This window comes from Enterobacter sp. Res13-Sevr-PEC09-46 (assembly GCF_015672585.1).
In the GTDB taxonomy this organism is placed as follows: Bacteria; Pseudomonadota; Gammaproteobacteria; order Enterobacterales; family Enterobacteriaceae; genus Enterobacter; species Enterobacter hormaechei_C.
In genome coordinates, this window is sequence record NZ_JADABR010000017.1 from 142,776 (window position 1) to 164,638 (window position 21,863).

Annotated in this window: 23 protein-coding genes and 4 tRNA genes; 14 read left to right on the top strand and 13 right to left on the bottom strand. The window is 55.5% G+C overall.

Features of this window, described 5'->3' with window-relative positions:
* Positions 1-70: 70 nt before the first annotated feature.
* A complete protein-coding gene (gene hemF / locus IMQ56_RS09995; protein WP_023295114.1) occupies positions 71-970 on the bottom strand; it encodes an oxygen-dependent coproporphyrinogen oxidase in 900 nt (299 codons plus the stop codon).
* Positions 970-1,845, bottom strand: coding sequence for an N-acetylmuramoyl-L-alanine amidase AmiA (gene amiA / locus IMQ56_RS10000; RefSeq protein ID WP_015572219.1), 876 nt, complete (start codon positions 1,843-1,845; stop codon positions 970-972). Before amiA ends, hemF begins: the two co-directional genes overlap by 1 nt.
* Before the next feature lie 212 nt (positions 1,846-2,057).
* On the opposite strand from amiA, the gene IMQ56_RS10005 reads away from it, so the two are divergent.
* From IMQ56_RS10005 to pdxK, 10 genes are all read left to right on the top strand, one after another.
* The gene (locus tag IMQ56_RS10005) at positions 2,058-2,483 is read left to right on the top strand and encodes a GNAT family acetyltransferase (RefSeq protein ID WP_003861292.1); all 426 of its coding nucleotides are present in this window, start codon (positions 2,058-2,060) and stop codon (positions 2,481-2,483) included.
* On the top strand, positions 2,470-2,919 hold the full coding sequence (locus tag IMQ56_RS10010) for a DUF2919 domain-containing protein (protein WP_023304181.1): 450 nt from the start codon (positions 2,470-2,472) through the stop codon (positions 2,917-2,919). The genes IMQ56_RS10005 and IMQ56_RS10010 overlap by 14 nt, the downstream gene beginning before the upstream one ends.
* Before the next feature lie 63 nt (positions 2,920-2,982).
* A complete protein-coding gene (locus IMQ56_RS10015; protein ID WP_040117923.1) occupies positions 2,983-3,558 on the top strand; it encodes an RpoE-regulated lipoprotein in 576 nt (191 codons plus the stop codon).
* Between the two features lie 92 nt (positions 3,559-3,650).
* Positions 3,651-4,550 (top strand): Dyp-type peroxidase, encoded by a 900-nt coding sequence (locus IMQ56_RS10020; protein WP_017383480.1) that lies wholly within the window; start codon positions 3,651-3,653, stop codon positions 4,548-4,550.
* Between the two features lie 176 nt (positions 4,551-4,726).
* Complete coding sequence (locus IMQ56_RS10025) at positions 4,727-5,740, top strand: sulfate ABC transporter substrate-binding protein (protein WP_032649009.1); 1,014 nt, start codon at positions 4,727-4,729, stop codon at positions 5,738-5,740.
* Positions 5,740-6,573 carry a sulfate/thiosulfate ABC transporter permease CysT gene (cysT, locus tag IMQ56_RS10030; RefSeq protein WP_017383478.1) on the top strand — a complete coding sequence of 278 codons (834 nt, stop codon included), beginning with the start codon at positions 5,740-5,742 and terminating at the stop codon, positions 6,571-6,573. The genes IMQ56_RS10025 and cysT overlap by 1 nt, the downstream gene beginning before the upstream one ends.
* On the top strand, positions 6,573-7,448 hold the full coding sequence (gene cysW, locus IMQ56_RS10035) for a sulfate/thiosulfate ABC transporter permease CysW (protein WP_003861305.1): 876 nt from the start codon (positions 6,573-6,575) through the stop codon (positions 7,446-7,448). The genes cysT and cysW overlap by 1 nt, the downstream gene beginning before the upstream one ends.
* Positions 7,438-8,532, top strand: coding sequence for a sulfate/thiosulfate ABC transporter ATP-binding protein CysA (cysA, locus tag IMQ56_RS10040; RefSeq protein WP_032659702.1), 1,095 nt, complete (start codon positions 7,438-7,440; stop codon positions 8,530-8,532). The genes cysW and cysA overlap by 11 nt, the downstream gene beginning before the upstream one ends.
* Positions 8,533-8,650: 118 nt before the next feature.
* Entirely contained in the window at positions 8,651-9,562 is a 912-nt protein-coding gene (gene cysM / locus IMQ56_RS10045) for a cysteine synthase CysM (protein ID WP_017383476.1), read from the top strand.
* 5 nt (positions 9,563-9,567) lie between these two features.
* Positions 9,568-10,404: a pyridoxine/pyridoxal/pyridoxamine kinase gene (gene pdxK, locus IMQ56_RS10050; RefSeq protein WP_032649006.1), complete on the top strand. Its 837-nt coding sequence runs from the start codon at positions 9,568-9,570 to the stop codon at positions 10,402-10,404.
* Between the two features lie 44 nt (positions 10,405-10,448).
* Here the strand turns inward: pdxK and crr are convergent, their stop codons facing one another.
* The 5 genes from crr to cysZ form a co-directional block, all read right to left on the bottom strand.
* Positions 10,449-10,958, bottom strand: coding sequence for a PTS glucose transporter subunit IIA (gene crr / locus IMQ56_RS10055; RefSeq protein ID WP_003861316.1), 510 nt, complete (start codon positions 10,956-10,958; stop codon positions 10,449-10,451).
* A gap of 40 nt (positions 10,959-10,998) precedes the next feature.
* Entirely contained in the window at positions 10,999-12,726 is a 1,728-nt protein-coding gene (gene ptsI, locus IMQ56_RS10060) for a phosphoenolpyruvate-protein phosphotransferase PtsI (protein ID WP_006811455.1), read from the bottom strand.
* A 45-nt stretch (positions 12,727-12,771) separates the two neighbouring features.
* Positions 12,772-13,029: a phosphocarrier protein Hpr gene (gene ptsH / locus IMQ56_RS10065; RefSeq protein ID WP_000487600.1), complete on the bottom strand. Its 258-nt coding sequence runs from the start codon at positions 13,027-13,029 to the stop codon at positions 12,772-12,774.
* 317 nt (positions 13,030-13,346) lie between these two features.
* Complete coding sequence (gene cysK, locus IMQ56_RS10070) at positions 13,347-14,318, bottom strand: cysteine synthase A (protein ID WP_006811453.1); 972 nt, start codon at positions 14,316-14,318, stop codon at positions 13,347-13,349.
* 163 nt (positions 14,319-14,481) lie between these two features.
* Positions 14,482-15,243, bottom strand: a complete 762-nt coding sequence (gene cysZ / locus IMQ56_RS10075) for a sulfate transporter CysZ (RefSeq protein ID WP_006811452.1) — start codon at positions 15,241-15,243, stop codon at positions 14,482-14,484.
* Positions 15,244-15,472: 229 nt separating this feature from the next.
* On the opposite strand from cysZ, the gene zipA reads away from it, so the two are divergent.
* The 3 genes from zipA (at position 15,473) to IMQ56_RS10090 (ending at position 18,769) form a co-directional block, all read left to right on the top strand.
* On the top strand, positions 15,473-16,468 hold the full coding sequence (zipA, locus tag IMQ56_RS10080) for a cell division protein ZipA (protein WP_196063808.1): 996 nt from the start codon (positions 15,473-15,475) through the stop codon (positions 16,466-16,468).
* Between the two features lie 68 nt (positions 16,469-16,536).
* The gene (gene ligA, locus IMQ56_RS10085) at positions 16,537-18,552 is read left to right on the top strand and encodes an NAD-dependent DNA ligase LigA (protein ID WP_196063809.1); all 2,016 of its coding nucleotides are present in this window, start codon (positions 16,537-16,539) and stop codon (positions 18,550-18,552) included.
* A 1-nt stretch (position 18,553) separates the two neighbouring features.
* Complete coding sequence (locus IMQ56_RS10090) at positions 18,554-18,769, top strand: DUF3820 family protein (RefSeq protein WP_003861328.1); 216 nt, start codon at positions 18,554-18,556, stop codon at positions 18,767-18,769.
* Here IMQ56_RS10090 and IMQ56_RS10095 read toward each other — a convergent pair.
* Positions 18,766-19,761, bottom strand: coding sequence for a bile acid:sodium symporter family protein (locus tag IMQ56_RS10095; RefSeq protein ID WP_023304176.1), 996 nt, complete (start codon positions 19,759-19,761; stop codon positions 18,766-18,768). The two genes, IMQ56_RS10090 and IMQ56_RS10095, sit on opposite strands and share 4 nt — an antisense overlap.
* Positions 19,762-19,850: 89 nt before the next feature.
* On the opposite strand from IMQ56_RS10095, the gene IMQ56_RS10100 reads away from it, so the two are divergent.
* Entirely contained in the window at positions 19,851-20,792 is a 942-nt protein-coding gene (locus tag IMQ56_RS10100) for a LysR family transcriptional regulator (protein ID WP_196063810.1), read from the top strand.
* On the opposite strand, the gene IMQ56_RS10105 is transcribed toward IMQ56_RS10100, so the two are convergent.
* The 5 genes from IMQ56_RS10105 to IMQ56_RS10125 form a co-directional block, all read right to left on the bottom strand.
* Positions 20,783-21,124, bottom strand: coding sequence for a FlxA-like family protein (locus IMQ56_RS10105; RefSeq protein WP_017383471.1), 342 nt, complete (start codon positions 21,122-21,124; stop codon positions 20,783-20,785). The genes IMQ56_RS10100 and IMQ56_RS10105 overlap by 10 nt on opposite strands.
* A 137-nt stretch (positions 21,125-21,261) precedes the next feature.
* Positions 21,262-21,337, bottom strand: a tRNA-Lys gene (locus IMQ56_RS10110).
* A 4-nt stretch (positions 21,338-21,341) separates the two neighbouring features.
* Positions 21,342-21,417 (bottom strand) — tRNA-Val (locus IMQ56_RS10115).
* A gap of 29 nt (positions 21,418-21,446) precedes the next feature.
* Positions 21,447-21,522, bottom strand: a tRNA-Val gene (locus IMQ56_RS10120).
* 41 nt (positions 21,523-21,563) lie between these two features.
* Positions 21,564-21,639 (bottom strand) — tRNA-Val (locus IMQ56_RS10125).
* Positions 21,640-21,863 lie beyond the last annotated feature (224 nt).

Genomic DNA, 21,863 nt, shown 5'->3' on the forward strand with positions numbered 1-21,863 from the left:
CTAACCCTCTCCCAAAGGGAGAGGGAATTTATACTCCCTCTCCCTTTGGGAGAGGGCAGGGGTGAGGGGGTTACACCCAGTCCCGAACCCGAATAAAATCACGCAAGGCAGCCTCCGGGCTGCCTTCTTTGGGTTCAAAGCTGTATTCCCAGCGCACCAGCGGCGGCATCGACATCAGAATGGACTCCGTGCGCCCACCGGTTTGCAGGCCAAACAGCGTCCCGCGATCCCATACCAGGTTAAACTCCACGTAACGCCCGCGGCGGTACAGCTGGAACTCACGCTCGCGAACGCCGTAGTCGGTGTTTTTGCGGCGTTCGACAATCGGCAGATAGGCATCGGTAAAGCCTTCACCCACTGCGCGCATAAAGCTGAACGCGGTATCAAAATCCGGCGTGTTGAGATCGTCAAAGAACAGCCCGCCGATGCCGCGTTGCTCGTCGCGATGCTTCAGATAGAAATAATCATCGCACCACTTTTTGTATTTCGGGTAAACGTCTTCGCCAAACGGCAGGCAGAGGTCGCGCGCGGTGGTGTGCCAGTGCACGGCGTCCTCTTCGAAGCCATAGTAAGGCGTTAAGTCGAAACCGCCGCCAAACCACCAGACCGGATCGGCCCCCGGTTTTTCCGCGATGAAAAAGCGCACGTTGGCGTGGCTGGTTGGCACAAACGGGTTATGCGGATGCACCACCAGCGAGACGCCCATCGCCTCGAAGCTGCGGCCCGCCAGTTCAGGCCGATGCGCCGTGGCGGACGCCGGCATTGCATCACCGTGGACGTGGGAGAAGTTGACCCCGGCCTGTTCAAAAATGCCACCGTTACGCAGCACGCGGCTGCGTCCACCGCCGCCCGCTTCGCGCTGCCAGGCATCTTCCTGGAATTCACCGCCGTCTGCGGCGGCCAGTTTCTGGCAAATCGCGTCCTGTAGCTGCATCAGGAAAGTTTTGACCAGCTGTGCATTCGGTTTCATCAACGTTTCCTGGAGTGCGCTTTTTGATTATCGAACCAGTTGAAATAACTGATAACCCCGGAGGCGATAGCGTTCGCGATCTTCTGACGAAACGCCGTGGTGCCGAGTAAACGCTCCTCTTCCGGGTTGGTAATGAACGAGGTTTCCACCAGCACGGACGGAATGGACGGGGACTTCAGCACCACAAACGCGGCCTGCTCGGTGCTTTTACTGTGCAGACGGTGCACGGGCTTAATCCGTTTAAGGATATGCGAGCCGAGCGTCAGGCTGTTTTTGATGGTATCGGTCTGCACGAGATCAAACAGAACCTGCTGCAACAGATGGTCTTTGTCGGTGGCTTTTTTCCCGGCCACTTCATCCGCCCGGTTTTCGCGATCGGAGAGGTATTTCGCCATGGCGCTACTGGCGCCACGGTTGGAGAGGGCGAACACCGATGCGCCTGCGGCGGAAGGGTTTGTGAAGCCATCCGCGTGAATGGACATAAACAGGTCGGCGCCGTGCTTATGGGCAATTTCCACGCGATCGTACAGCGGGATAAACGTGTCGCCCGTGCGCGTCAGGCGGGCGTCAATGCCGTTGCTGCGTAAAATTGCGCGCACATTTTTTGCAATTGCCAGCACGACGTGTTTTTCTTTCGACCCGTTTCGGCCAATGGCGCCGGTGTCGATCCCGCCGTGGCCCGGATCGAGCATGACCAGACGCTTTGCCCCGGCTTTTTTGGTTTTCGGCTTGCTGTGTCCGTTACTGGTTTTAAGCGAGCTCTCTTCTTTTGCCTGAGCCTGCTTTGCGATGCCTGTTAACGTTAAGGCCGCCAGCCCCGCTTTGAGAACCTGACGACGCGATGTGAGTGCTTTTAATGGTTTGAATGTGCTCATGCGGCCTGAATTGTAAAAATTGGGGTCCTGGTGTTATATCGTATCGCGTTTTGCGTGACGACATTCCTTATTGAGAATTGTTTTACTTTTCATTTCAATACGTGACAAAGTGACATTATGCCAAATTTTGGCGAGTTTTTCCCCGGTTATTGGCTAAATGCCCTGTTCACGCCATAATCACTGTTTTTAAACCCGAAAAGGCGGTTAATACCATGGAGATACGCGTGTTTCGCCAGGAAGATTTCGAAGAGGTGATCACCCTTTGGGAGCGCTGCGATCTGCTGCGTCCGTGGAACGATCCGGAAATGGACATCGAACGGAAGGTGAATCACGACGTCAGTCTGTTTCTGGTCGCTGAGGTCAACGGCGAGGTGGTCGGGACGGTAATGGGCGGGTACGACGGCCACCGCGGGTCGGCCTACTATCTGGGCGTGCACCCGGAATATCGCGCGCGCGGCATCGCCAACGCGCTGCTTAACCGTCTGGAAAAGAAACTGATCGCCCGTGGCTGCCCGAAAATCCAGATTATGGTGCGGGAAGATAACGACGTGGTGCTGGGCATGTATGAACGTCTGGGCTACGAGCACGCGGATGTACTGACGCTGGGTAAGCGCCTGATCGAAGATGAAGAGTACTGAGTTCCACCCTGGCGACTATGATGTTCACGGTCGTCTGCGTCTGCCTTTTTTATTCTGGTGCGTTCTGCTGTTGCAGGCCCGCACCTGGGTGCTGTTCGTGATGGCTGGCGCGTCACGCGGGCAGGGCGATACGCTACTGAATCTCTTTTATCCCGATCACGATGCGTTCTGGCTGGGGTTACTGCCCGGTGTACCGGCGGTGCTGGCGTTCCTGTGCAGCGGTCGGCGGCAGTTCCTCCCGCGCTTCTGGCGCGCGCTTCGCTGGCTGTTGATTCTGGCGCAGGTTGTGCTCCTGATCTGGCAGCCCGTGCTCTGGCTGTACGGCGAGCCGCTTTCCGGTATCGGGATTGCGCTGGTGGTGGCGGATATTGTCGCGCTGCTGTGGCTGGTCACGAACCCCCGTTTACGCGCCTGTTTTACGCAAGAGTCAGATTAAAACGGCACTTTTTGCCGATACTGCACTCCAACAAGCGTTGATTTATTACGTAAGGACGTCTCAATGAAATCGCTGCGTTTACTTTTATGCGCTCTCCCGCTGGCGTTAACCGGCTGTTCCACGCTCTCATCCATCAACTGGTCTGCGGCCTATCCGTGGAACTGGTTTGGCTCCTCAACGGAAGTGACCGAGCAGGGCGTGGGCAAAATCACCGCCTCGACGGCGCTGGATCAGGATGCCATTCAGGAGGCCATCGGCAGTGATTATCGCCTGCGCAGCGGCATGAAAACCGAGAACGGCAACATCGTGCGCTATTTCGAAGCGTTGAAAGACGACAAGGTGGCGATGGTCATCAACGGCGATAAAGGTACGGTCAACCGCATTGCGGTGATGGATGAAGAGATCCCGACCTCAGGTGGCGTGAAGGTAGGTACGCCGTTTGGCGAGCTCTACCAGAAAGCGTTTGGCCACTGCGCCAGCGTGCCGTCGGATGATAGCGTGGCGGTCGAGTGTAAGGCCGACGGCAGCCAGCACATTAGCTATGTATTCAGCGGCAGCTGGAACGGTCCGGAAGGGTTAATGCCCTCTGACGACACCCTGAAAAAGTGGAAAGTGAGCAAAATTATCTGGAAGCAGTAATTTGCGCCTGAGCAAGCCGCCTCGCTGAAATCCAGGTATAATAGCCGCCATCAATGCCACGCTGTCGTGGCATCTTTTTTTCAGGAGGAGCGATGTCTCAGGTTCAGAGTGGCATTTTGCCAGAACATTGCCGCGCGGCGATTTGGATTGAAGCCAACGTCAAAGGGGACGTGGATGCCCTGCGCGCGGCCAGCAAAATTTTCGTTGATAAACTGGCCACCTTTCAGGCCAAATTCCCCGAAGCCCATCTGGGCGCGGTGGTTGCCTTTGGCAACACCGTCTGGCGTCAGCTGAGCGGCGGCGAAGGCGCAGAAGAGCTGAAAGACTTTATTCCTTATGGCAAAGGTCTTGCGCCCGCCACCCAGTATGACGTCCTGATCCATATCCTCTCCCTGCGCCATGACGTGAATTTCTCCGTCGCTCAGGCAGCGATTGAGGCCTTTGGTGACAGCATCGACGTGCAGGAAGAGATCCACGGTTTCCGCTGGGTGGAAGAGCGCGATTTGAGCGGCTTCGTCGACGGCACCGAAAACCCGGCCGGGGAAGAGACGCGTCGCGAGGTGGCTGTAATCAAGGATGGCGTGGACGCAGGCGGCAGCTACGTGTTCGTCCAGCGCTGGGAGCATAACCTCAGGCAGCTTAACCGCATGAGCGTGCATGACCAGGAGATGATGATTGGCCGCACCAAAGACGCCAATGAAGAGATTGACGGCGATGCGCGTCCGGTCACGTCCCACCTGACCCGCGTTGACCTTAAAGAAGACGGTAAGGGGCTGAAGATTGTTCGCCAGAGCCTGCCGTACGGCACCGCGAGCGGTACGCACGGCCTGTACTTCTGCGCTTACTGTGCACGCCTCTACAACATCGAACAGCAGCTGCTGAGCATGTTTGGCGATACCGACGGCAAGCGTGACGCCATGCTGCGCTTCACCCGTCCGGTGACCGGCGGCTACTACTTTGCGCCGTCCGTTGAGCGCCTGCTGGCGCTGTAAATCGCTGTCCATTCGTAGGCCGGGTAAGCGTTAGCGCCACCCGGCAATTTCTCCCGCACCCCTTATTCCCTTTTCTGCTTCTAAATCACCAAACGGTATATAAAACCGTTACTCCTTTAGACTCCGTTATAAATATTATGACTATAAGATAGTCATCACATTTATAAGGGTGCGCAATGGCCGTTACTGTACTGAAAAAAGGATCGCTGGCACTGGCAGGTTTACTGCTGGTGGCGCAGGCGCAGGCAACCGAGTTGCTGAACAGTTCTTATGATGTTTCACGCGAGCTGTTTGCCGCCCTTAATCCCGCATTTGAACAGCAGTGGGCGAAAGAGAACAACGGCGACAAGCTGACCATCAAACAGTCGCACGCTGGCTCATCCAAGCAGGCGCTGGCCATTTTGCAGGGGCTGAAAGCGGATGTGGTGACCTACAACCAGGTCACGGACGTGCAGATCCTGCACGACAAAGGCAAGCTGATCCCGGCGGACTGGCAAAGCCGCCTGCCGAACAACAGTTCGCCGTTCTATTCCACCATGGGCTTCCTGGTGCGCAAGGGCAACCCGAAAAACATTCACGACTGGAACGACCTGGTGCGTTCTGACGTCAAGCTGATTTTCCCGAATCCGAAAACCTCCGGCAACGCGCGTTATACCTATCTGGCGGCGTGGGGCGCGGCGGACAAAGCTGACGGTAACGATAAAGCGAAAACCGAACAGTTTATGACCCAGTTCCTGAAAAACGTCGAAGTGTTTGACACCGGCGGCCGGGGCGCAACCACCACTTTCGCCGAGCGCGGGCTGGGCGATGTGCTGATCAGCTTTGAATCCGAAGTGAACAATATTCGTAAACAGTACGAAGCGCAGGGCTTCGAAGTGGTTATCCCGAAAACCAACGTTCTGGCCGAGTTCCCGGTGGCGTGGGTGGATAAAAACGTCAAAGCCAACGGCACTGAGAAAGCGGCAAAAGCCTATCTCAACTATCTGTACAGCCCGCAGGCGCAGACGGTGATTACTGACTATTACTACCGCGTTAATAATCCGGACGTGATGAACAAGCTGAAAGACAAATTCCCGCAGACCGAGCTGTTCCGCGTGGAAGATCATTTCGGCGCCTGGCCTGAGGTGATGAAAACGCATTTTGCCAGCGGCGGTGAGTTAGACAAATTGCTGGCGGCGGGGCGTAAGTAATGTTTGCAGGATCAACAAGACGTGTGCTGCCGGGTTTTACCTTAAGCCTCGGGACCAGCCTGCTGTTCGTCTGTCTGATTTTATTGTTACCGCTCAGCGCTCTGGTGATGCAGCTCGCTGAGATGAGCTGGTCCCAGTACTGGGAAGTGGTCACCAACCCGCAGGTGGTGGCGGCCTACAAGGTCACGCTGCTGTCTGCATTCGTGGCCTCGATTTTTAACGGCGTGTTTGGCCTGCTGATGGCATGGATCTTAACCCGCTATCGCTTCCCGGGCCGCACGCTGCTCGACGCCCTGATGGATCTGCCGTTTGCCCTGCCGACGGCGGTGGCCGGTCTGACGCTGGCGTCGCTGTTCTCCGTGAACGGCTTTTACGGCGAATGGCTGGCGAAGTTTGATATTAAAGTGACCTATACCTGGATCGGTATCGCGGTGGCGATGGCCTTTACCAGCATCCCGTTTGTGGTGCGTACCGTGCAGCCGGTGCTGGAAGAGTTAGGCCCCGAATACGAAGAGGCCGCGGAAACTCTGGGCGCCACGCGCTGGCAGAGTTTCCGTAAGGTTGTGCTGCCGGAACTTTCTCCGGCCTTGCTGGCGGGGGTGGCGCTTTCCTTTACCCGCAGCCTCGGTGAATTTGGCGCGGTCATTTTTATCGCCGGGAACATCGCGTGGAAAACCGAAGTGACCTCGCTGATGATTTTTGTCCGTTTGCAGGAGTTTGATTATCCGGCGGCGAGCGCGATTGCCTCGGTGATCCTTGCCGCGTCGCTGCTGCTGCTGTTCTCGATTAACACTCTGCAAAGTCGCTTTGGTCGACGTGTGGTAGGTCACTGATGGCGGAAGTTACGCAATTGAAGCGCTATGACGCGCCCCGCATCAACTGGGGCAAATGGTTTCTGATTGGTACCGGCGTGCTGGTCTCCGCATTCATTCTCGTCGTGCCGATGGTGTACATCTTCGTGCAGGCCTTCAGCAAAGGGATTATGCCCGCGCTGCAAAACCTGGCCGATCCGGACATGCTCCACGCCATCTGGCTGACGGTGATGATTGCTCTGATCACCGTCCCGGTGAATCTGGTGTTTGGCGTATTGCTGGCCTGGCTGGTAACGCGCTTTAACTTCCCGGGGCGTCAGCTGCTGCTGACCCTGCTGGATATCCCGTTTGCGGTGTCTCCGGTGGTGGCGGGTCTGGTTTATCTGCTCTTCTACGGCTCCAATGGCCCGCTGGGCGGCTGGCTGGATGAGCACGACCTGCAAATCATGTTCGCCTGGCCGGGGATGGTGCTGGTGACCGTCTTTGTCACCTGTCCGTTCGTGGTGCGCGAGCTGGTGCCGGTGATGCTCAGCCAGGGCAGCCATGAAGATGAAGCCGCGGTGCTGCTCGGCGCTTCCGGCTGGCAGATGTTCCGCCGCGTCACGCTGCCGAATATCCGCTGGGCACTGCTTTACGGCGTGGTGCTGACCAACGCCCGTGCGATCGGTGAGTTTGGTGCGGTGTCGGTGGTATCCGGCTCGATTCGCGGCGAAACCCTGTCGCTGCCGTTACAGATTGAATTACTGGAACAGGACTACAACACCGTCGGTTCCTTTACTGCCGCAGCGTTGCTGACGCTGATGGCGATTTTGACCCTGTTTTTGAAGAGTGTGGTGCAGTGGCGTTTAGAGAATCAGGAAAAACGTCAGCATCAGGAGGGAAATCATGAGCATTGAGATTGCCAATATTAAGAAGTCTTTTGGTCGCACCCAGGTGCTGAATGATATCTCGCTGGATATCCCTTCCGGACAAATGGTGGCGCTGCTGGGGCCGTCTGGCTCCGGTAAAACCACGCTGCTGCGTATTATCGCCGGGCTTGAACACCAGACCAGCGGACATATTCGCTTCCACGGTACGGACGTTAGCCGCCTGCACGCCCGCGACCGTAAAGTGGGCTTTGTATTTCAGCATTATGCGCTGTTCCGCCACATGACGGTATTCGACAACATCGCGTTTGGCCTGACCGTGCTGCCGCGTCGTGAACGTCCAGATGCCGCCGCCATCAAAGCGAAAGTGACCAAACTGCTGGAGATGGTGCAGCTTGCGCATCTGGCGGACCGCTTCCCGGCTCAACTTTCCGGCGGGCAGAAGCAGCGCGTGGCGCTGGCGCGTGCGTTAGCCGTTGAACCGCAAATCCTGCTGCTGGACGAACCGTTTGGCGCGCTGGATGCGCAGGTGCGAAAAGAGCTGCGCCGCTGGCTGCGTCAGCTGCATGAGGAACTCCAGTTCACCAGCGTTTTCGTGACCCACGATCAGGAAGAGGCGATGGAAGTGGCCGATCGCGTGGTAGTGATGAGTCAGGGCAACATTGAGCAGGTTGACGAGCCAGAGCAGCTCTGGCGTGAACCGGCGACCCGCTTTGTGCTGGAGTTTATGGGGGAAGTAAACCGCCTTCAGGGCACCATTCGCGGCGGTCAGTTCCACGTTGGCGCGCACCGCTGGCCGCTGGGGTATACCTCCGCGCATCAGGGGCCGGTGGATCTGTTCCTGCGTCCGTGGGAAGTGGACGTCAGCCGCCGTACCAGCCTGGATTCACCGCTTCCGGTGCAGGTGCTGGAAGCTAGCCCTAAAGGGCACTACACCCAATTGGTGGTACAGCCCCTGGGCTGGTACACCGAGCCGTTGACCGTGGTTATGCGTGACGACGAGCCGCCGCACCGGGGGGAGCGTCTTTTTGTCGGGCTGCAACACGCGCGCATTTATCACGGTAACGAGCGCATTGAAACGCGCGAGGATATTGCTCTGGCGGAGTCAGCCTGATAGGTTATTAGTATGTTTATCGCCCGGTGGCGCTGCGCTGACCGGGCCTACAGTTATCACTGCGTCTTGTAGGCCGGGTAAGCTAAGCGCCACCCGGCTTTTTTATTGAGTAAAAATCGTGAATACACTCGAACACACCATCGGCAACACCCCTCTGGTCAAACTTCAGCGCATGGGGCCTGATAACGGCAGCGAAATCTGGGTCAAACTCGAAGGCAATAACCCGGCGGGGTCGGTGAAAGACCGGGCGGCGCTGTCGATGATTGTCCAGGCCGAAAAGCGCGGTGAAATTAAGCCCGGCGACGTGCTGATCGAAGCCACCAGCGGTAACACCGGTATCGCACTGGCGATGATTGCCGCCCTGAAAGGCTACCGCATGAAGCTGCTGATGCCGGACAACATGAGCCAGGAGCGCCGCGCCGCCATGCGCGCCTATGGAGCCGAGCTGATTCTGGTGAGCAAAGAGCAGGGGATGGAAGGGGCGCGAGATTTAGCGTTAGCGATGGCGGAGCGCGGGGAAGGCAAGCTTCTCGACCAGTTCAACAACCCGGACAACCCGTACGCGCACTACACCACCACCGGCCCGGAAATCTGGCAGCAAACCGACGGGCGCATCACCCACTTTGTCTCCAGCATGGGGACCACGGGCACGATCACCGGTGTGTCACGCTTTCTGCGCGAACAGGAGAAGCCGGTGACGATTGTCGGCCTGCAACCGGAAGAGGGGAGCAGCATTCCGGGCATCCGCCGCTGGCCGGCGGAGTATATGCCGGGCATCTTTAATGCGCAGCTTGTGGACCAGGTGCTGGATATTCATCAGCGCGAGGCGGAAAATACCATGCGTGAGCTGGCCGTGCGTGAAGGTATCTTCTGCGGCGTCAGCTCTGGCGGTGCCGTAGCGGGTGCGATCCGGGTGGCTGAGTCCACGCCGGGGGCGGTGGTCGTAGCGATTATTTGCGATCGCGGCGACCGTTATCTGTCTACCGGCGTCTTTGGTGAAGAGAGTTATTCGCAGGGGGCGGGGATTTAAGCGTCATGGAGATGATTTTATTCCGGGATAACACCCGGGCGCAGCAAACCGATATTGTCGCCGTACAGTCGCAGGTGGTGTACGGCAGCGTGGGAAACAGCATCGCGGTGCCGAATATTCGAACCCACCGGTTGAACGTTACCGCCGTGCCAACGGTGCTGTTCAGCAATACGCCGCACTACGACACCTTCTACGGCGGGGTGATCCCGGACGAGTGGTTCAGCGGCTACCTTAAGGCGCTGGAAGAGCGCGAGATCCTGCGCGAGCTTAAAGCGGTCACCACCGGCTATATGGGCAGCGCCAGCCAGATCGCGCTGCTGGCGAAGTGGCTGAAGGCAATCAAAGTGCAACATCCCGATCTGCTGGTGCTGGTTGACCCGGTAATTGGGGATATCGATAGCGGGATGTACGTGAAGCCGGATATTCCTGAAGCCTACCGTGAGCATCTGCTCCCGCTGGCCCAGGGCATTACGCCCAACGTGTATGAACTGGAAGTGCTGAGCGGCAAACCGTGCCGTACGCCGGAGAGCGCCATTGCCGCCGCGCAGGGGCTGCTGTCCGACACGCTGAAATGGGTGGCGATCACCAGCGCGCCAGTGGCTGACGATCCGCAGAATATCCACGTCGTGCTGGTGAGCGAAGAAGGTGTTACCGTAAGCGCGCACCCGCGCGTAGAGACGGATCTGAAAGGAACGGGCGATCTGTTCTGTTCAGAGCTGGTCAGCGGCATTGTGGGAGGGAAGACCGTTGCCGATGCCATTCGCATGGCGGGCGATCGGGTGACTGACGTTATGATCTACACGCAGTCGAAAGGCTATGACGAGCTTATTCTGCCGGCATAAACAAAAATGGCGCCCGAAGGCGCCATTTTTCTGTGCGGCAAGAATTACTTCTTGATGCGGATAACCGGGGTTTCACCCACGGTGACGCTGCCAGACAGTTTGATCAGTTCTTTGATTTCGTCCATGTTGGAGATAACAACCGGAGTCAGGGTAGACTTCGCTTTTTCTTCCAGCAGCGGCAGATCGAATTCAATTACCGGGTCGCCAACTTTAACACGCTGGCCTTCTTCCGCGATACGTTTGAAGCCTTCGCCTTTCAGTTCAACGGTGTCGATACCGAAGTGAACGAACAGTTCGATACCGCTATCGGATTCGATAGAGAACGCATGGTTGGTTTCAAAAATTTTACCGATGGTGCCGTCAACTGGAGCAACCATTTTGTTGCCAGTTGGTTTGATAGCAATGCCATCACCAACGATTTTCTCAGCAAACACTACATCCGGCACGTCTTCGATGTTGACGATCTCGCCGGAGAGCGGAGCAACAATCTCAATAGTTCCGGAGTCTTTCTTGTCATCAGAAACCAGAGATTTCAGTTTATCGAACAAACCCATGATCTTCTCCTAAGCAGTAAATTGGGCCGCATCTCGTGGATTAGCAGATTGTTTTTTCTTCAATGAACTTGTTAACCAGCGTCATTAACTCGTCCGTTGTCGGTTGAGCAAGAGCCTGCTCTGCTAACACCTTCGCATCTTCGAAGTTCGTGTTACGGATAATCTTCTTAATGCGCGGGATGGAAATGGCGCTCATAGAGAATTCGTCCAGACCCATACCCAGCAACAGAAGTGTAGCACGTTCGTCGCCTGCAAGCTCACCACACATGCCAGTCCATTTACCTTCTGCATGAGAAGCATCAATAACTTGCTTGATCAAATTCAGTACGGACGGTGACATTGGCTGGTAGAGATGTGAAATCATATCATTACCACGGTCAACTGCCAGGGTGTACTGCGTTAAATCATTGGTACCGATACTAAAGAAATCAACTTCTTTGGCTAAATGACGCGCAATGGTCGCGGCTGCCGGTGTTTCCACCATCACGCCGATCTCAATGGATTCGTCAAATGCTTTACCTTCGTCGCGCAGTTCCTGTTTGTAGATTTCGATCTCTTTCTTCAGTGCACGCACTTCTTCAACAGAAATGATCATCGGGAACATGATGCGCAGTTTACCGAAAGCGGAGGCACGCAGAATAGCGCGAACCTGGTCACGCAGGATCTCTTTGCGATCCATGGCGATACGCACGGCACGCCAGCCCAGGAACGGGTTCTCTTCTTTCGGGAAGTTCATGTACGGCAGCTCTTTGTCGCCACCGATGTCCATAGTACGGACGATTACAGCCTGCGAGCCGCACGCTTCCGCAACCGCTTTGTACGCTGCAAACTGCTCTTCTTCCGTTGGCAGAGCGTCGCGATCCATGAACAGGAATTCAGTACGATACAGACCTACACCTTCCGCGCCGTTGCGCTCAGCGCCGTCAACGTCACGTACGGTACCGATGTTAGCGCACACTTCAACCTGATGGCCGTCCAGCGTGATAGCTGGCAGATCTTTCAGTTTAGCGAGTTCCGCTTTCTCGGTAGCAACCTGCTCCTGAACGGAACGCAGCTGCTCGATCACATCGTTAGTTGGGTTGACGTAAACCACATTGTTTACGGCATCCAGAATCAGATAGTCGTCGTTTTTAACCTGGGAGGTAACGCTACCGGTACCCACAATGGCTGGCAGCTCCAGAGAACGCGCCATGATTGAGGTGTGGGAGGTACGTCCACCTGCATCAGTAATGAAACCCAGCACCTTGTTCAGGTTCAGCTGTGCGGTTTCAGACGGCGTCAGGTCAGCGGCAACCAGGATGACTTCGTCCTGAATCGCGCTCAGATCGATGATGGCCAGACCCAGGATGTTGCGCAGCAGGCGCTTACCGATGTCACGTACGTCAGCCGCACGTTCTTTCAGGTATTCATCGTCCAGCTCTTCCAGGGCAGATGCCTGACCTTCGATAACTTCATGCGCAGCCGCGTCGGCCGTCATGCCTTTATCTTTAATCAGGGCTATGATTTCCTGCTCCAGCTCCTCATCTTCGAGCAGCATAATGTGCCCTTCGAAGATGGCTTCTTTTTCTTCACCGAAAGTTTCGCCAGCTTTAGTTTTAATCGCTTCCAGTTGCGCAGATGCCTTGGCACGACCGCTCAGAAAACGTTCAACTTCCTGATCAACCTTGTCGGCAGAAATTTTTTTCCGGTCAATGACGATTTCGTCTTCTTTCAGCAGCAATGCTTTGCCGAAAGCGATACCCGGGGATGCTAAAATGCCTGAAATCATAACCCTACCTTACTTGTGACTGATATTGAAAAGAACCCGGTAAACTTACTCGAGTTCAGCCATCAGCTTAACCAGATGCTCAACTGCTTTCTGCTCGTCTTCACCTTCAGCGGAGATGGTAACAACGGTACCCTGAGTCAGGCCCAGAGTTTGCAGCTTGAACAGGCTTTTTGCGCTAGCGCTTTTGCCGTTGGAAGTCACAGTGATTTCAGAAGTGAAGCCTTTCGCTTCTTTAACAAACTGAGCAGCAGGGCGGGTGTGCAGACCGTTCGGAGCGGTAATGGTAACTTCTTGCTGGAACATTGTATTTCCCCAACTTATAGGTTTAGTGTTGTGGAACTAAAGTCTAGCCTGGCGACTTAACTTTAGCCTGTATAGTTAGCGCTGACGTTTCAATCGTCATTAAACATTATGCAGTGAAAGCAAGACTTGAACCAAATCATAAAATCGATTCAGCAGCGCTATTTCGTTCACCGATTAATTTCGCGCATCAAAATAATTGCTGGTTTAAATACCAGACCCAACGGGGTGAAGCAATGCCAGGAGGGGTAAAACTTTGAAGCAGGCCACAAAAAAGCACCTGAAAAGGTGCTTTTTTACGCGTTTTTAACATGCTGGCATCACTGTTGCAGTTCTTTCTCTGTGAAGAGATCGGCAAACAGTGCTGTGCTTAAGTAACGCTCACCCGAAGACGGTAGGATAACCACAATGTTCTTATTGGTAAAGGTTTCATCTTCCAGCAGTTTGAGGGCTGCCGCAACCGCCGCACCGGAAGAGATACCCGCCAGAATGCCTTCCTCGTCCATCAGGCGACGCGCCGTGGAGATGGCTTCTTCATTGGTAATGGCGACGACTTTATCGATCAGCTTCAGATCCAGGTTGCCTGGAATAAAGCCAGCGCCGATACCCTGGATTTTGTGTGGGCCAGGTTTGATCTCTTCGCCTGCCAGCGCCTGAGCGATAACCGGTGAGTCGGTTGGCTCAACGGCAACGGTAATCAGATCTTTTTTACCTTTCGTGCCTTTAATATAGCGAGACACACCGGTCAGCGTACCGCCGGTGCCTACGCCGGAGATAAACACATCAACCTGACCGTCGGTATCTTCCCAGATTTCCGGGCCGGTGGTTTTCTCATGAATTTCCGGGTTGGCCGGGTTGCTGAACTGCTGGAGCAGCAGATACTTTGCCGGATCGCTGGCAACAATTTCTTCGGCCTTCTGAATCGCGCCCTTCATGCCTTTTGCGCCTTCGGTCAGGACCAGGTTCGCACCCAGCGCTTTCAGCAGCTTACGACGCTCAATGCTCATGGTTTCAGGCATAGTCAGCGTCAGCTTATAGCCACGCGCCGCCGCAACATAGGCCAGAGCGATACCGGTATTGCCGCTGGTGGGTTCAACCAGCTCAACGCCAGGTTTCAGCACGCCACGCTTTTCAGCATCCCAAATCATATTCGCACCGATACGGCATTTAACGCTGAAGCTTGGGTTACGAGATTCGACCTTCGCCAGAATGCGTCCATTACCGATACGGTTCAGTCGAACCAGGGGCGTATGACCGATAGTCAGCGAGTTGTCTTCATAAATCTTACTCATGGCCTGTCCTTAACTGTATGAAATTGGGATACCGACCCAGCATACCTGTTGAACAGGTATGGGGAAGTAAGGAAATCGCATATCTATATGCTGCAAGGAAATAATGGGGATCAGTATGGAATAAGGGGCGGCATAAGCCACCCCTCTTTTACACATTTTTGCATTACTTCCATAACGCGTGCTTAGCACGGTAGCAGTCCACCCACATCGCCGTCGCGCCGCAAACGGCAACGGGCATGATGAACAAATTCAGGAAAGGGATCATGGTGAACAGGCTGGTCAGCGCGCCAAACTGCATGTTGGCAACCTTCTGAGTGCGCAGGGCAGTGCGCATCTCTTTAAACGGCACTTTGTGGTTATCGAACGGATAATCACAGTACTGGATAGCGAGCATCCAGGCGCTGAACAGGAACCACAGCACGGGTGCGACCGTCTGGCCAATCCCGGGTACAAAATAAAGAATAAGCAGCACAATCGCCCGCGGCAGGTACCAGGCGAACTTCTGCCATTCACGCTTCATGATGCGGGGGAGATCTTTCACGATCCCCAGTACGCCCGTGTCAGGTGGCGTCGCACCGGTAAGGCGCGCTTCCAGCTGTTCGGCCAGCAGACCGTTGAACGGCGCGGCTATCCAGTTTGCTATCGTCGAAAAGAAATAACCGAAAACCAGCAGCACGGAGATAACCGCAATCGGCCAGAGCAGGTAGTCTAGCCACTGTAACCAGTCCGGCACATAGCTCATCAGGGAAGGGATCCAGCTTTCCAGTCTGGTGAACAGCCACCAGAAGGCCCCGCCCATCAGAATAATGTTGATCAGTAACGGCAAAATAACGAAGCGTCGAATGCCCGGCAGGGAGACCAGTTTCCAGCCCTGAGAAAAGTACCAGACCCCGCTGCGTGGGGCAGAAGAAGATGTTGAAACCATACCAGGCTGTACTCCTTTTTACACAACCAGTGGAATTGCCCGCCTATATTATCCAGTTACGGGCCAATGACCAGTTCGGAAATGTTCGAAAAACCAGCAAAAAGCACGATTTAGTTCATCTTTATGCTGTGAATGCTCTGCATACACTTGCACTTGACGTAAACGGCAAATACTCTTAGTGAGTAAATGTTTGCCGTGGTGGCAAGGTGTTAGAACAACAGAGAATATAATGATGCAGGATTTGCGTCTGATATTAATCATTGTTGGCGCGATCGCCATAATCGCTTTACTGGTACATGGTTTCTGGACCAGCCGTAAAGAGCGTTCCTCTATGTTTCGCGATCGTCCACTGAAGCGCATGAAGTCCAGTCGTGACGACGATGACGTTGAAGACGACATCGACGGTCCTGACGACGACGGCGTGGGTGAAGTTCGTGTTCATCGGGTCAATACTGCGCCCGGCGCAGCGCATGGAGAGCATGAAGCCCCCCGCGCTCCGCAGCACCAGTATCAACCACCGTATGCCTCTGCCCAGCCGCGCCAGCCAGCGCCGCCGCCAGTGGAAGAACCTGTTCGTCATCCGCCGCAGCAGCCTGTGCAACAGCAGCCCGTTGCGCCACAGCCTGTACAGCCGCAACCTGTGCAACAGCCTGCACAGCCAGTGCATCAGCCACAGCCTGTTCAGCAGCCGCAGCCGGTACAACAACCGCAGCCGCAGCCTGAACCGCCTGCGCCGCAGCCCGCTCCGCGTATTGAGCCAGAGCCGGTTGCAGAGCCAGAACCGGTTGTTGAAAAGCCGCAGCGTAAAGAAGCGGTGATCATCATGAACGTGGCTGCTCATCATGGCACCCATCTAAACGGTGACGTGCTGCTTAACAGCATCCAACAGGCAGGCTTCAAGTTCGGCGACATGAATATTTTCCATCGCCACCTGAGTCCTGACGGTAGCGGTCCGGCGCTGTTTAGCCTGGCCAATATGGTCAATCCAGGCACGTTTGACCCGGAAATGACCGGTGATTTCGTCACGCCGGGGGTTACGATCTTTATGCAGGTGCCGTCCTACGGTGACGAGCTGCAAAACTTTAAGCTGATGCTACAGTCCGCTCAGCACATCGCCGACGAAGTGGGCGGTGTGGTGCTCGACGATCAGCGTCGAATGATGACGCCGCAGAAACTGCGCGAGTATCAGGACCGCATCCGCGAAGTTAAGGAAGCGAACGCGTAATCGTCGCGTTAACTTCACCTCCTCCTCAACCCCCGCCCGTCGGGGGTTTTTCTCATTGATGGTGCGATATGGACTCAATCGAACAACAACTTACTGAACTGCGAACCACGCTTCGCCATCATGAATATCTCTATCATGTTATGGACGCACCGGAAGTGCCGGATGCGGAATATGACCGCCTGATGCGTGAACTGCGCGAGCTGGAAGCGCAGCACCCCGAACTGATTACGCCCGATTCCCCAACGCAGCGCGTCGGCGCGGAACCGCTGGGCGCTTTCAGCCAGGTGCGCCATGAAGTGCCGATGCTGTCGCTGGATAACGTGTTTGATGAAGAGAGTTTTCTGGCTTTCAACAAGCGTGTGCAGGATCGCCTGAAGAGCATCGACAATCTGAGCTGGTGCTGCGAGCTAAAGCTGGATGGTCTGGCCGTTAGCATTCTTTATGAGAACGGCGTGATGGTGCGTGCCGCAACGCGCGGCGACGGCACTACCGGGGAAGACATCACCACTAATGTGCGCACTATTCGTGCGATCCCGCTGAAACTGCGTGGCGATAACATTCCCGCCCGGCTGGAAGTGCGCGGGGAAGTGTTCCTTCCGCAGGCGGGCTTCGAGAAGATCAACGAAGAAGCGCGTCGTACCGGTGGGAAAGTGTTTGCAAACCCGCGTAACGCGGCGGCAGGTTCGCTGCGTCAGCTCGATCCACGAATCACCGCGAAGCGGCCGCTTACTTTCTTCTGCTACGGCGTCGGGATCCTGGAAGGCGGCGACCTGCCAAATACCCACCTGGGTCGTTTAATGCAGTTCAAAGAGTGGGGGTTACCGGTTAGCAACCGCGTGCAGCTCTGCGACTCTCCGGAGGCGGTGCTGGCGTTCTATCACAAGGTTGAAGAGGATCGTCCCACGCTCGGGTTTGATATTGATGGCGTGGTGATCAAGGTTAACTCGCTGGCGTTGCAGGAACAGTTAGGATTTGTGGCCCGTGCGCCGCGCTGGGCGGTAGCCTTTAAGTTCCCGGCGCAGGAGCAGATGACCTTCGTTCGCGACGTGGAGTTTCAGGTAGGGCGTACGGGGGCGATTACGCCTGTGGCGCGTCTGGAGCCTGTGCAGGTGGCTGGCGTGCTGGTAAGTAACGCCACGCTGCATAACGCCGATGAAATTGCCCGCCTGGGCCTGCGCATTGGTGACAAAGTGGTGATTCGCCGCGCGGGCGACGTGATCCCACAGGTGGTTAACGTTGTGGAGTCTGAACGTCCTGCCGATACCCGTGCCATCGAGTTTCCAGCCCACTGTCCGGTATGTGGTTCGGACGTTGAGCGCGTGGAAGGTGAAGCGGTAACGCGCTGTACGGGCGGGTTAATCTGCGGCGCGCAGCGTAAAGAGTCCCTGAAGCACTTTGTCTCCCGCCGGGCGATGGACGTCGACGGAATGGGTGACAAGATTATCGACCAGTTAGTTGAGAAAGAGTACGTCCATACGCCAGCGGACCTCTTTACCCTGACGGCAGGTAAGCTGACCGGTCTTGATCGTATGGGGCCGAAATCTGCCCAGAACATCGTTAACGCGCTCGAGGCGGCCAAAAACACCACCTTTGCCCGTTTCCTTTACGCGCTTGGCATTCGTGAAGTCGGAGAGGCGACGGCGGCAGGGCTGGCGGCGTATTTCGGCACGCTGGACGCGCTGGAGAAAGCCACCATCGACGAGCTACAGAAAGTCCCTGATGTCGGCATTGTGGTCGCTACCCACGTTTTCAACTTCTTCGCCGAAGAGAGCAACCGTGAAGTGATCGGTAAATTACTGGAACAGGGCATTCACTGGCCTGCACCGGTAGTGGTTAATGCCGAAGAGATCGACAGCCCGTTTGCCGGTAAAACGGTGGTGCTGACCGGCAGCCTGAGCCAGCTCTCGCGCGATGACGCGAAAGCGCGCCTGGTGGCGTTGGGGGCAAAAGTGGCGGGCAGCGTATCGAAGAAAACCGACCTGGTGATTGCCGGGGAAGCGGCCGGTTCGAAGCTGGCAAAAGCGCAGGAGCTTGGCATCGAGGTAATCGACGAAGCGGAAATGATGCGCCTGTTAGGAGAGTGACGTGGAAAAAGAGCAGCTCGTTGAGATCGCCAATACGGAGATGCCGTTCGGTAAATATAAGGGTCGCAGGCTGATTGATCTACCGGAAGAGTATCTGCTGTGGTTTGCCCGTAAGGATGAGTTCCCCGCCGGGCGTCTGGGCGAGCTGATGGCTATCACGTTACTGATCAAAACGGAGGGGCTGACCCAGCTGGTTCAGCCCCTGAAACGTCCTTAAACTTTCGCGGCGCGGGTCTCTTCCTGCGCCAGCTTTTCAGTCTGCGCCTTGTAACGCCGCGCCAGTACCGCACACACCATCAGCTGGATCTGATGGAAAATCATCAGCGGCAACACCATCATCCCAATGACGGACGTCGGGAACAGAATATTGGCCATCGGGATCCCGTTGGCCAGGCTCTTTTTCGATCCGCAAAATACAATGGTGATTTCATCGGCCTTGTTGAAGCCGCATTTGCGGGCCACAAAGACGTTAACCGCGATGACAATGGCCAGAAGAACGATGCTTACCACCACAATAAACAGCAGCGATCCAGCGCCCACCCTGTGCCAGATACCGTTCACCACGGCTTCGCTGAAGGCCGTGTAAACCACCAGCAGAATTGAGCTTTGGTCCGTTTTCCCGATCCATTTTTTATGTTTCGCCACAAACGCCCCAATCCAGGGACGGGATAAGTGTCCGAGCACAAACGGCAGCAGCAGTTGCAGACAAATTTTACCCACCTGCTCCAGATTGCCTTCCGCCCCGTGCATGTTCATCAGCAGACCGACCAGCAGCGGTGAAACAAAGATCCCCAGCAGGCTGGAAGCAGAAGCAGAACAGACCGCCGCCGCGACGTTACCGCCCGCCAGCGAGGTAAAGGCAATAGCAGACTGCACGGTGGCCGGTAAAATGCACAGATAAAGGAAACCGGTATACAGCGCCGGATCGACATTCACCGGCGCCCACCAGGCGAACAGCACGCCCAAAACCGGGAAGAGGATAAAGGTGCTGCACATTACCCACAGGTGCAGTCGCCAGTGGCTACCGCCTGCAATAATGGCTTCCCGGGAGAGTTTGGCGCCATGCATAAAGAACAGCAGGGCAATGGCTGCCGTGGTCAGTCCTTCAATAACCGGAACGAAACTGCCCCGCGCCGGGAAGAACGAGGCCAGCAAGACGACACTAATCAGGGTCAGCGTAAACGGATCAAGGATACGAAAAAGTTTCATAATCACTCCTGAAAACAGATGCCGCTATTGTGCTTTCTTCCCTTTGAGAAATAAAATTGATTTATTGCATCCATTCATGAATTAAACAGATGAATTATTCGTTACGTCAGCTTCGCGTTTTCGTCACCGTCGCGCAGGCCCGCAGCTTTAGCCGGGCAGGGGAGATGATTGGCCTCAGCCAGTCGGCGGTGAGCCATAGCGTTAAGGAGCTTGAAACGCAAACGGGAGTGAAGCTGCTCGACCGTACGACGCGAGAAGTGGTACTCACCGAAGCGGGACAGCAGCTGGCAATGCGACTGGAAAGGCTGCTGGATGAACTGAACAGTACGCTCAGGGATGTTGGCCGGCTCGGACAACAGCTTTCCGGTACCGTGAGAGTGGCGGCGAGCCAGACGATTTCAGCGCATCTTATTCCCCAGTGTATCGCTGAAAGTAATCACCGCTATCCGGATATCGATTTTGTTTTGCACGACAGGCCGCAGCAGTGGGTACTGGAGAGTATCCGTCAGGGGGATGTGGATTTTGGCATCGTTATTGATCCCGGAGCGGTAAGCGACCTGGAATGTGAAGTGGTGCTCTCGGAGCCCTTTTTATTGCTCTGCCGCGATGATGATCCGCTGGCATCGATGCCACAGGTGGCCTGGCAGGCCTTGCAGGGGGCAAACCTGGTGTTACAGGATTATGCATCAGGCAGCCGTCCGCTGATAGATGCCGCACTGGCCGCGCAGGGTGTTAAGGCAACCATTGTGCAGGAGATCGGGCATCCTGCCACGCTCTTCCCGATGGTCGAAGCGGGGATTGGCATCAGCGTTCTGCCGGCGCTGGCGCTGCCACTGCCGCAGGGGAGTCGTTTAACGGTGAAGCGTTTCGTACCCTGTGTCGAACGCCAGCTGATGCTGGTACGCCGTAAAAACAGGTCACTTTCCGGCGCGGCGCATGCCTGCTGGGATGTGGTGCGTATGCAGGCCGAACGTTTGATGGAGGCCCGCACACGCGATCCACTTTTTAACGAAACCAATAATCAGATGTAGATATTAATCTGATGCTCCGCGGAGGGCTTATTGATGCCTTCCGCGACTGCCTGACCTTTTTCCTGTTTTGGCATCGCCTCTTCTGCCTGCTGACGCTGCAATTGCGCCAGCTGTGCCTGCAACATAGCCAGCTGGGATTCGAGTAATTCCTGCTGCTTTTGCTTCTCTTCTGCTGTGGCATCACCCATGGCCACTTCTTTGAGCTGCTGAGTGACTTTCGTTATCTGTTTGGTCAGACGGGTGATTTGAGAAGCAATGTCGTTTCCGCCGGAGCTGTTATCTACGCTGCCGATTTCCATCGCCGACAGAGAAACGGGCTTAAGAGTTGTCATATTGAGATCCTTTTCGCCATAAAATAGAGGTATCGGCAAAGAAGGCGTGAGCTTGAGTAAAACAAGCGGTCTGGCTGCAATGGGGATGTGCTATATCGCAGATAGCAAAAAAGCGCCTTTAGGGCGCTTTTTTACATTGGTGGGTCGTGCAGGATTCGAACCTGCGACCAATTGATTAAAAGTCAACTGCTCTACCAACTGAGCTAACGACCCGAAATGGTGGGCGATGACGGGCTCGAACCGCCGACCCCCTCCGTGTAAAGGAGATGCTCTACCAACTGAGCTAATCGCCCATTTCGGAACTGCTGCGATAAGGTGAGAATGGTGGGCGATGACGGGCTCGAACCGCCGACCCCCTCCGTGTAAAGGAGATGCTCTACCAACTGAGCTAATCGCCCAATCTCAATGCTTATCTACACTGCGAGTCTACCGAAGTAGATGGTGGGTGATGACGGGCTCGAACCGCCGACCCCCTCCGTGTAAAGGAGATGCTCTACCAACTGAGCTAATCACCCCCGCTGTGTGGAGTCGCATTATAGGGAGAGTTGAAAATGAGTCAACGCATTTTCTAAAGTTTTTATTCGTTCGTCGTAAAATTAGTCAAAACGATCGCAAAACGGACTGTGGCGCATGATTTATAAACAAAAACAGCAATCTCGAACCGGATAAAGTGATCGACATTGAGGAATCGGCCCACAGTGATAGAATATTGCCCATTGTTTTCTTCCCGGAATTTGCC

Excerpts from the sequence above, each read along its gene's own strand:
- hemF (WP_023295114.1), bottom strand. The coding sequence starts at position 970 with ATGAAACCGAATGCACAGCTGGTCAAAACTTTCCTGATGCAGCTACAG.
- amiA (WP_015572219.1), bottom strand. The coding sequence starts at position 1,845 with ATGAGCACATTCAAACCATTAAAAGCACTCACATCGCGTCGTCAGGTT.
- IMQ56_RS10005 (WP_003861292.1), top strand. The coding sequence starts at position 2,058 with ATGGAGATACGCGTGTTTCGCCAGGAAGATTTCGAAGAGGTGATCACC.
- IMQ56_RS10010 (WP_023304181.1), top strand. The coding sequence starts at position 2,470 with ATGAAGAGTACTGAGTTCCACCCTGGCGACTATGATGTTCACGGTCGT.
- IMQ56_RS10015 (WP_040117923.1), top strand. The coding sequence starts at position 2,983 with ATGAAATCGCTGCGTTTACTTTTATGCGCTCTCCCGCTGGCGTTAACC.
- IMQ56_RS10020 (WP_017383480.1), top strand. The coding sequence starts at position 3,651 with ATGTCTCAGGTTCAGAGTGGCATTTTGCCAGAACATTGCCGCGCGGCG.
- IMQ56_RS10025 (WP_032649009.1), top strand. The coding sequence starts at position 4,727 with ATGGCCGTTACTGTACTGAAAAAAGGATCGCTGGCACTGGCAGGTTTA.
- cysT (WP_017383478.1), top strand. The coding sequence starts at position 5,740 with ATGTTTGCAGGATCAACAAGACGTGTGCTGCCGGGTTTTACCTTAAGC.
- cysW (WP_003861305.1), top strand. The coding sequence starts at position 6,573 with ATGGCGGAAGTTACGCAATTGAAGCGCTATGACGCGCCCCGCATCAAC.
- cysA (WP_032659702.1), top strand. The coding sequence starts at position 7,438 with ATGAGCATTGAGATTGCCAATATTAAGAAGTCTTTTGGTCGCACCCAG.
- pdxK (WP_032649006.1), top strand. The coding sequence starts at position 9,568 with ATGGAGATGATTTTATTCCGGGATAACACCCGGGCGCAGCAAACCGAT.
- crr (WP_003861316.1), bottom strand. The coding sequence starts at position 10,958 with ATGGGTTTGTTCGATAAACTGAAATCTCTGGTTTCTGATGACAAGAAA.
- ptsI (WP_006811455.1), bottom strand. The coding sequence starts at position 12,726 with ATGATTTCAGGCATTTTAGCATCCCCGGGTATCGCTTTCGGCAAAGCA.
- ptsH (WP_000487600.1), bottom strand. The coding sequence starts at position 13,029 with ATGTTCCAGCAAGAAGTTACCATTACCGCTCCGAACGGTCTGCACACC.
- cysK (WP_006811453.1), bottom strand. The coding sequence starts at position 14,318 with ATGAGTAAGATTTATGAAGACAACTCGCTGACTATCGGTCATACGCCC.
- cysZ (WP_006811452.1), bottom strand. The coding sequence starts at position 15,243 with ATGGTTTCAACATCTTCTTCTGCCCCACGCAGCGGGGTCTGGTACTTT.
- zipA (WP_196063808.1), top strand. The coding sequence starts at position 15,473 with ATGATGCAGGATTTGCGTCTGATATTAATCATTGTTGGCGCGATCGCC.
- ligA (WP_196063809.1), top strand. The coding sequence starts at position 16,537 with ATGGACTCAATCGAACAACAACTTACTGAACTGCGAACCACGCTTCGC.
- IMQ56_RS10095 (WP_023304176.1), bottom strand. The coding sequence starts at position 19,761 with ATGAAACTTTTTCGTATCCTTGATCCGTTTACGCTGACCCTGATTAGT.
- IMQ56_RS10100 (WP_196063810.1), top strand. The coding sequence starts at position 19,851 with ATGAATTATTCGTTACGTCAGCTTCGCGTTTTCGTCACCGTCGCGCAG.
- IMQ56_RS10105 (WP_017383471.1), bottom strand. The coding sequence starts at position 21,124 with ATGACAACTCTTAAGCCCGTTTCTCTGTCGGCGATGGAAATCGGCAGC.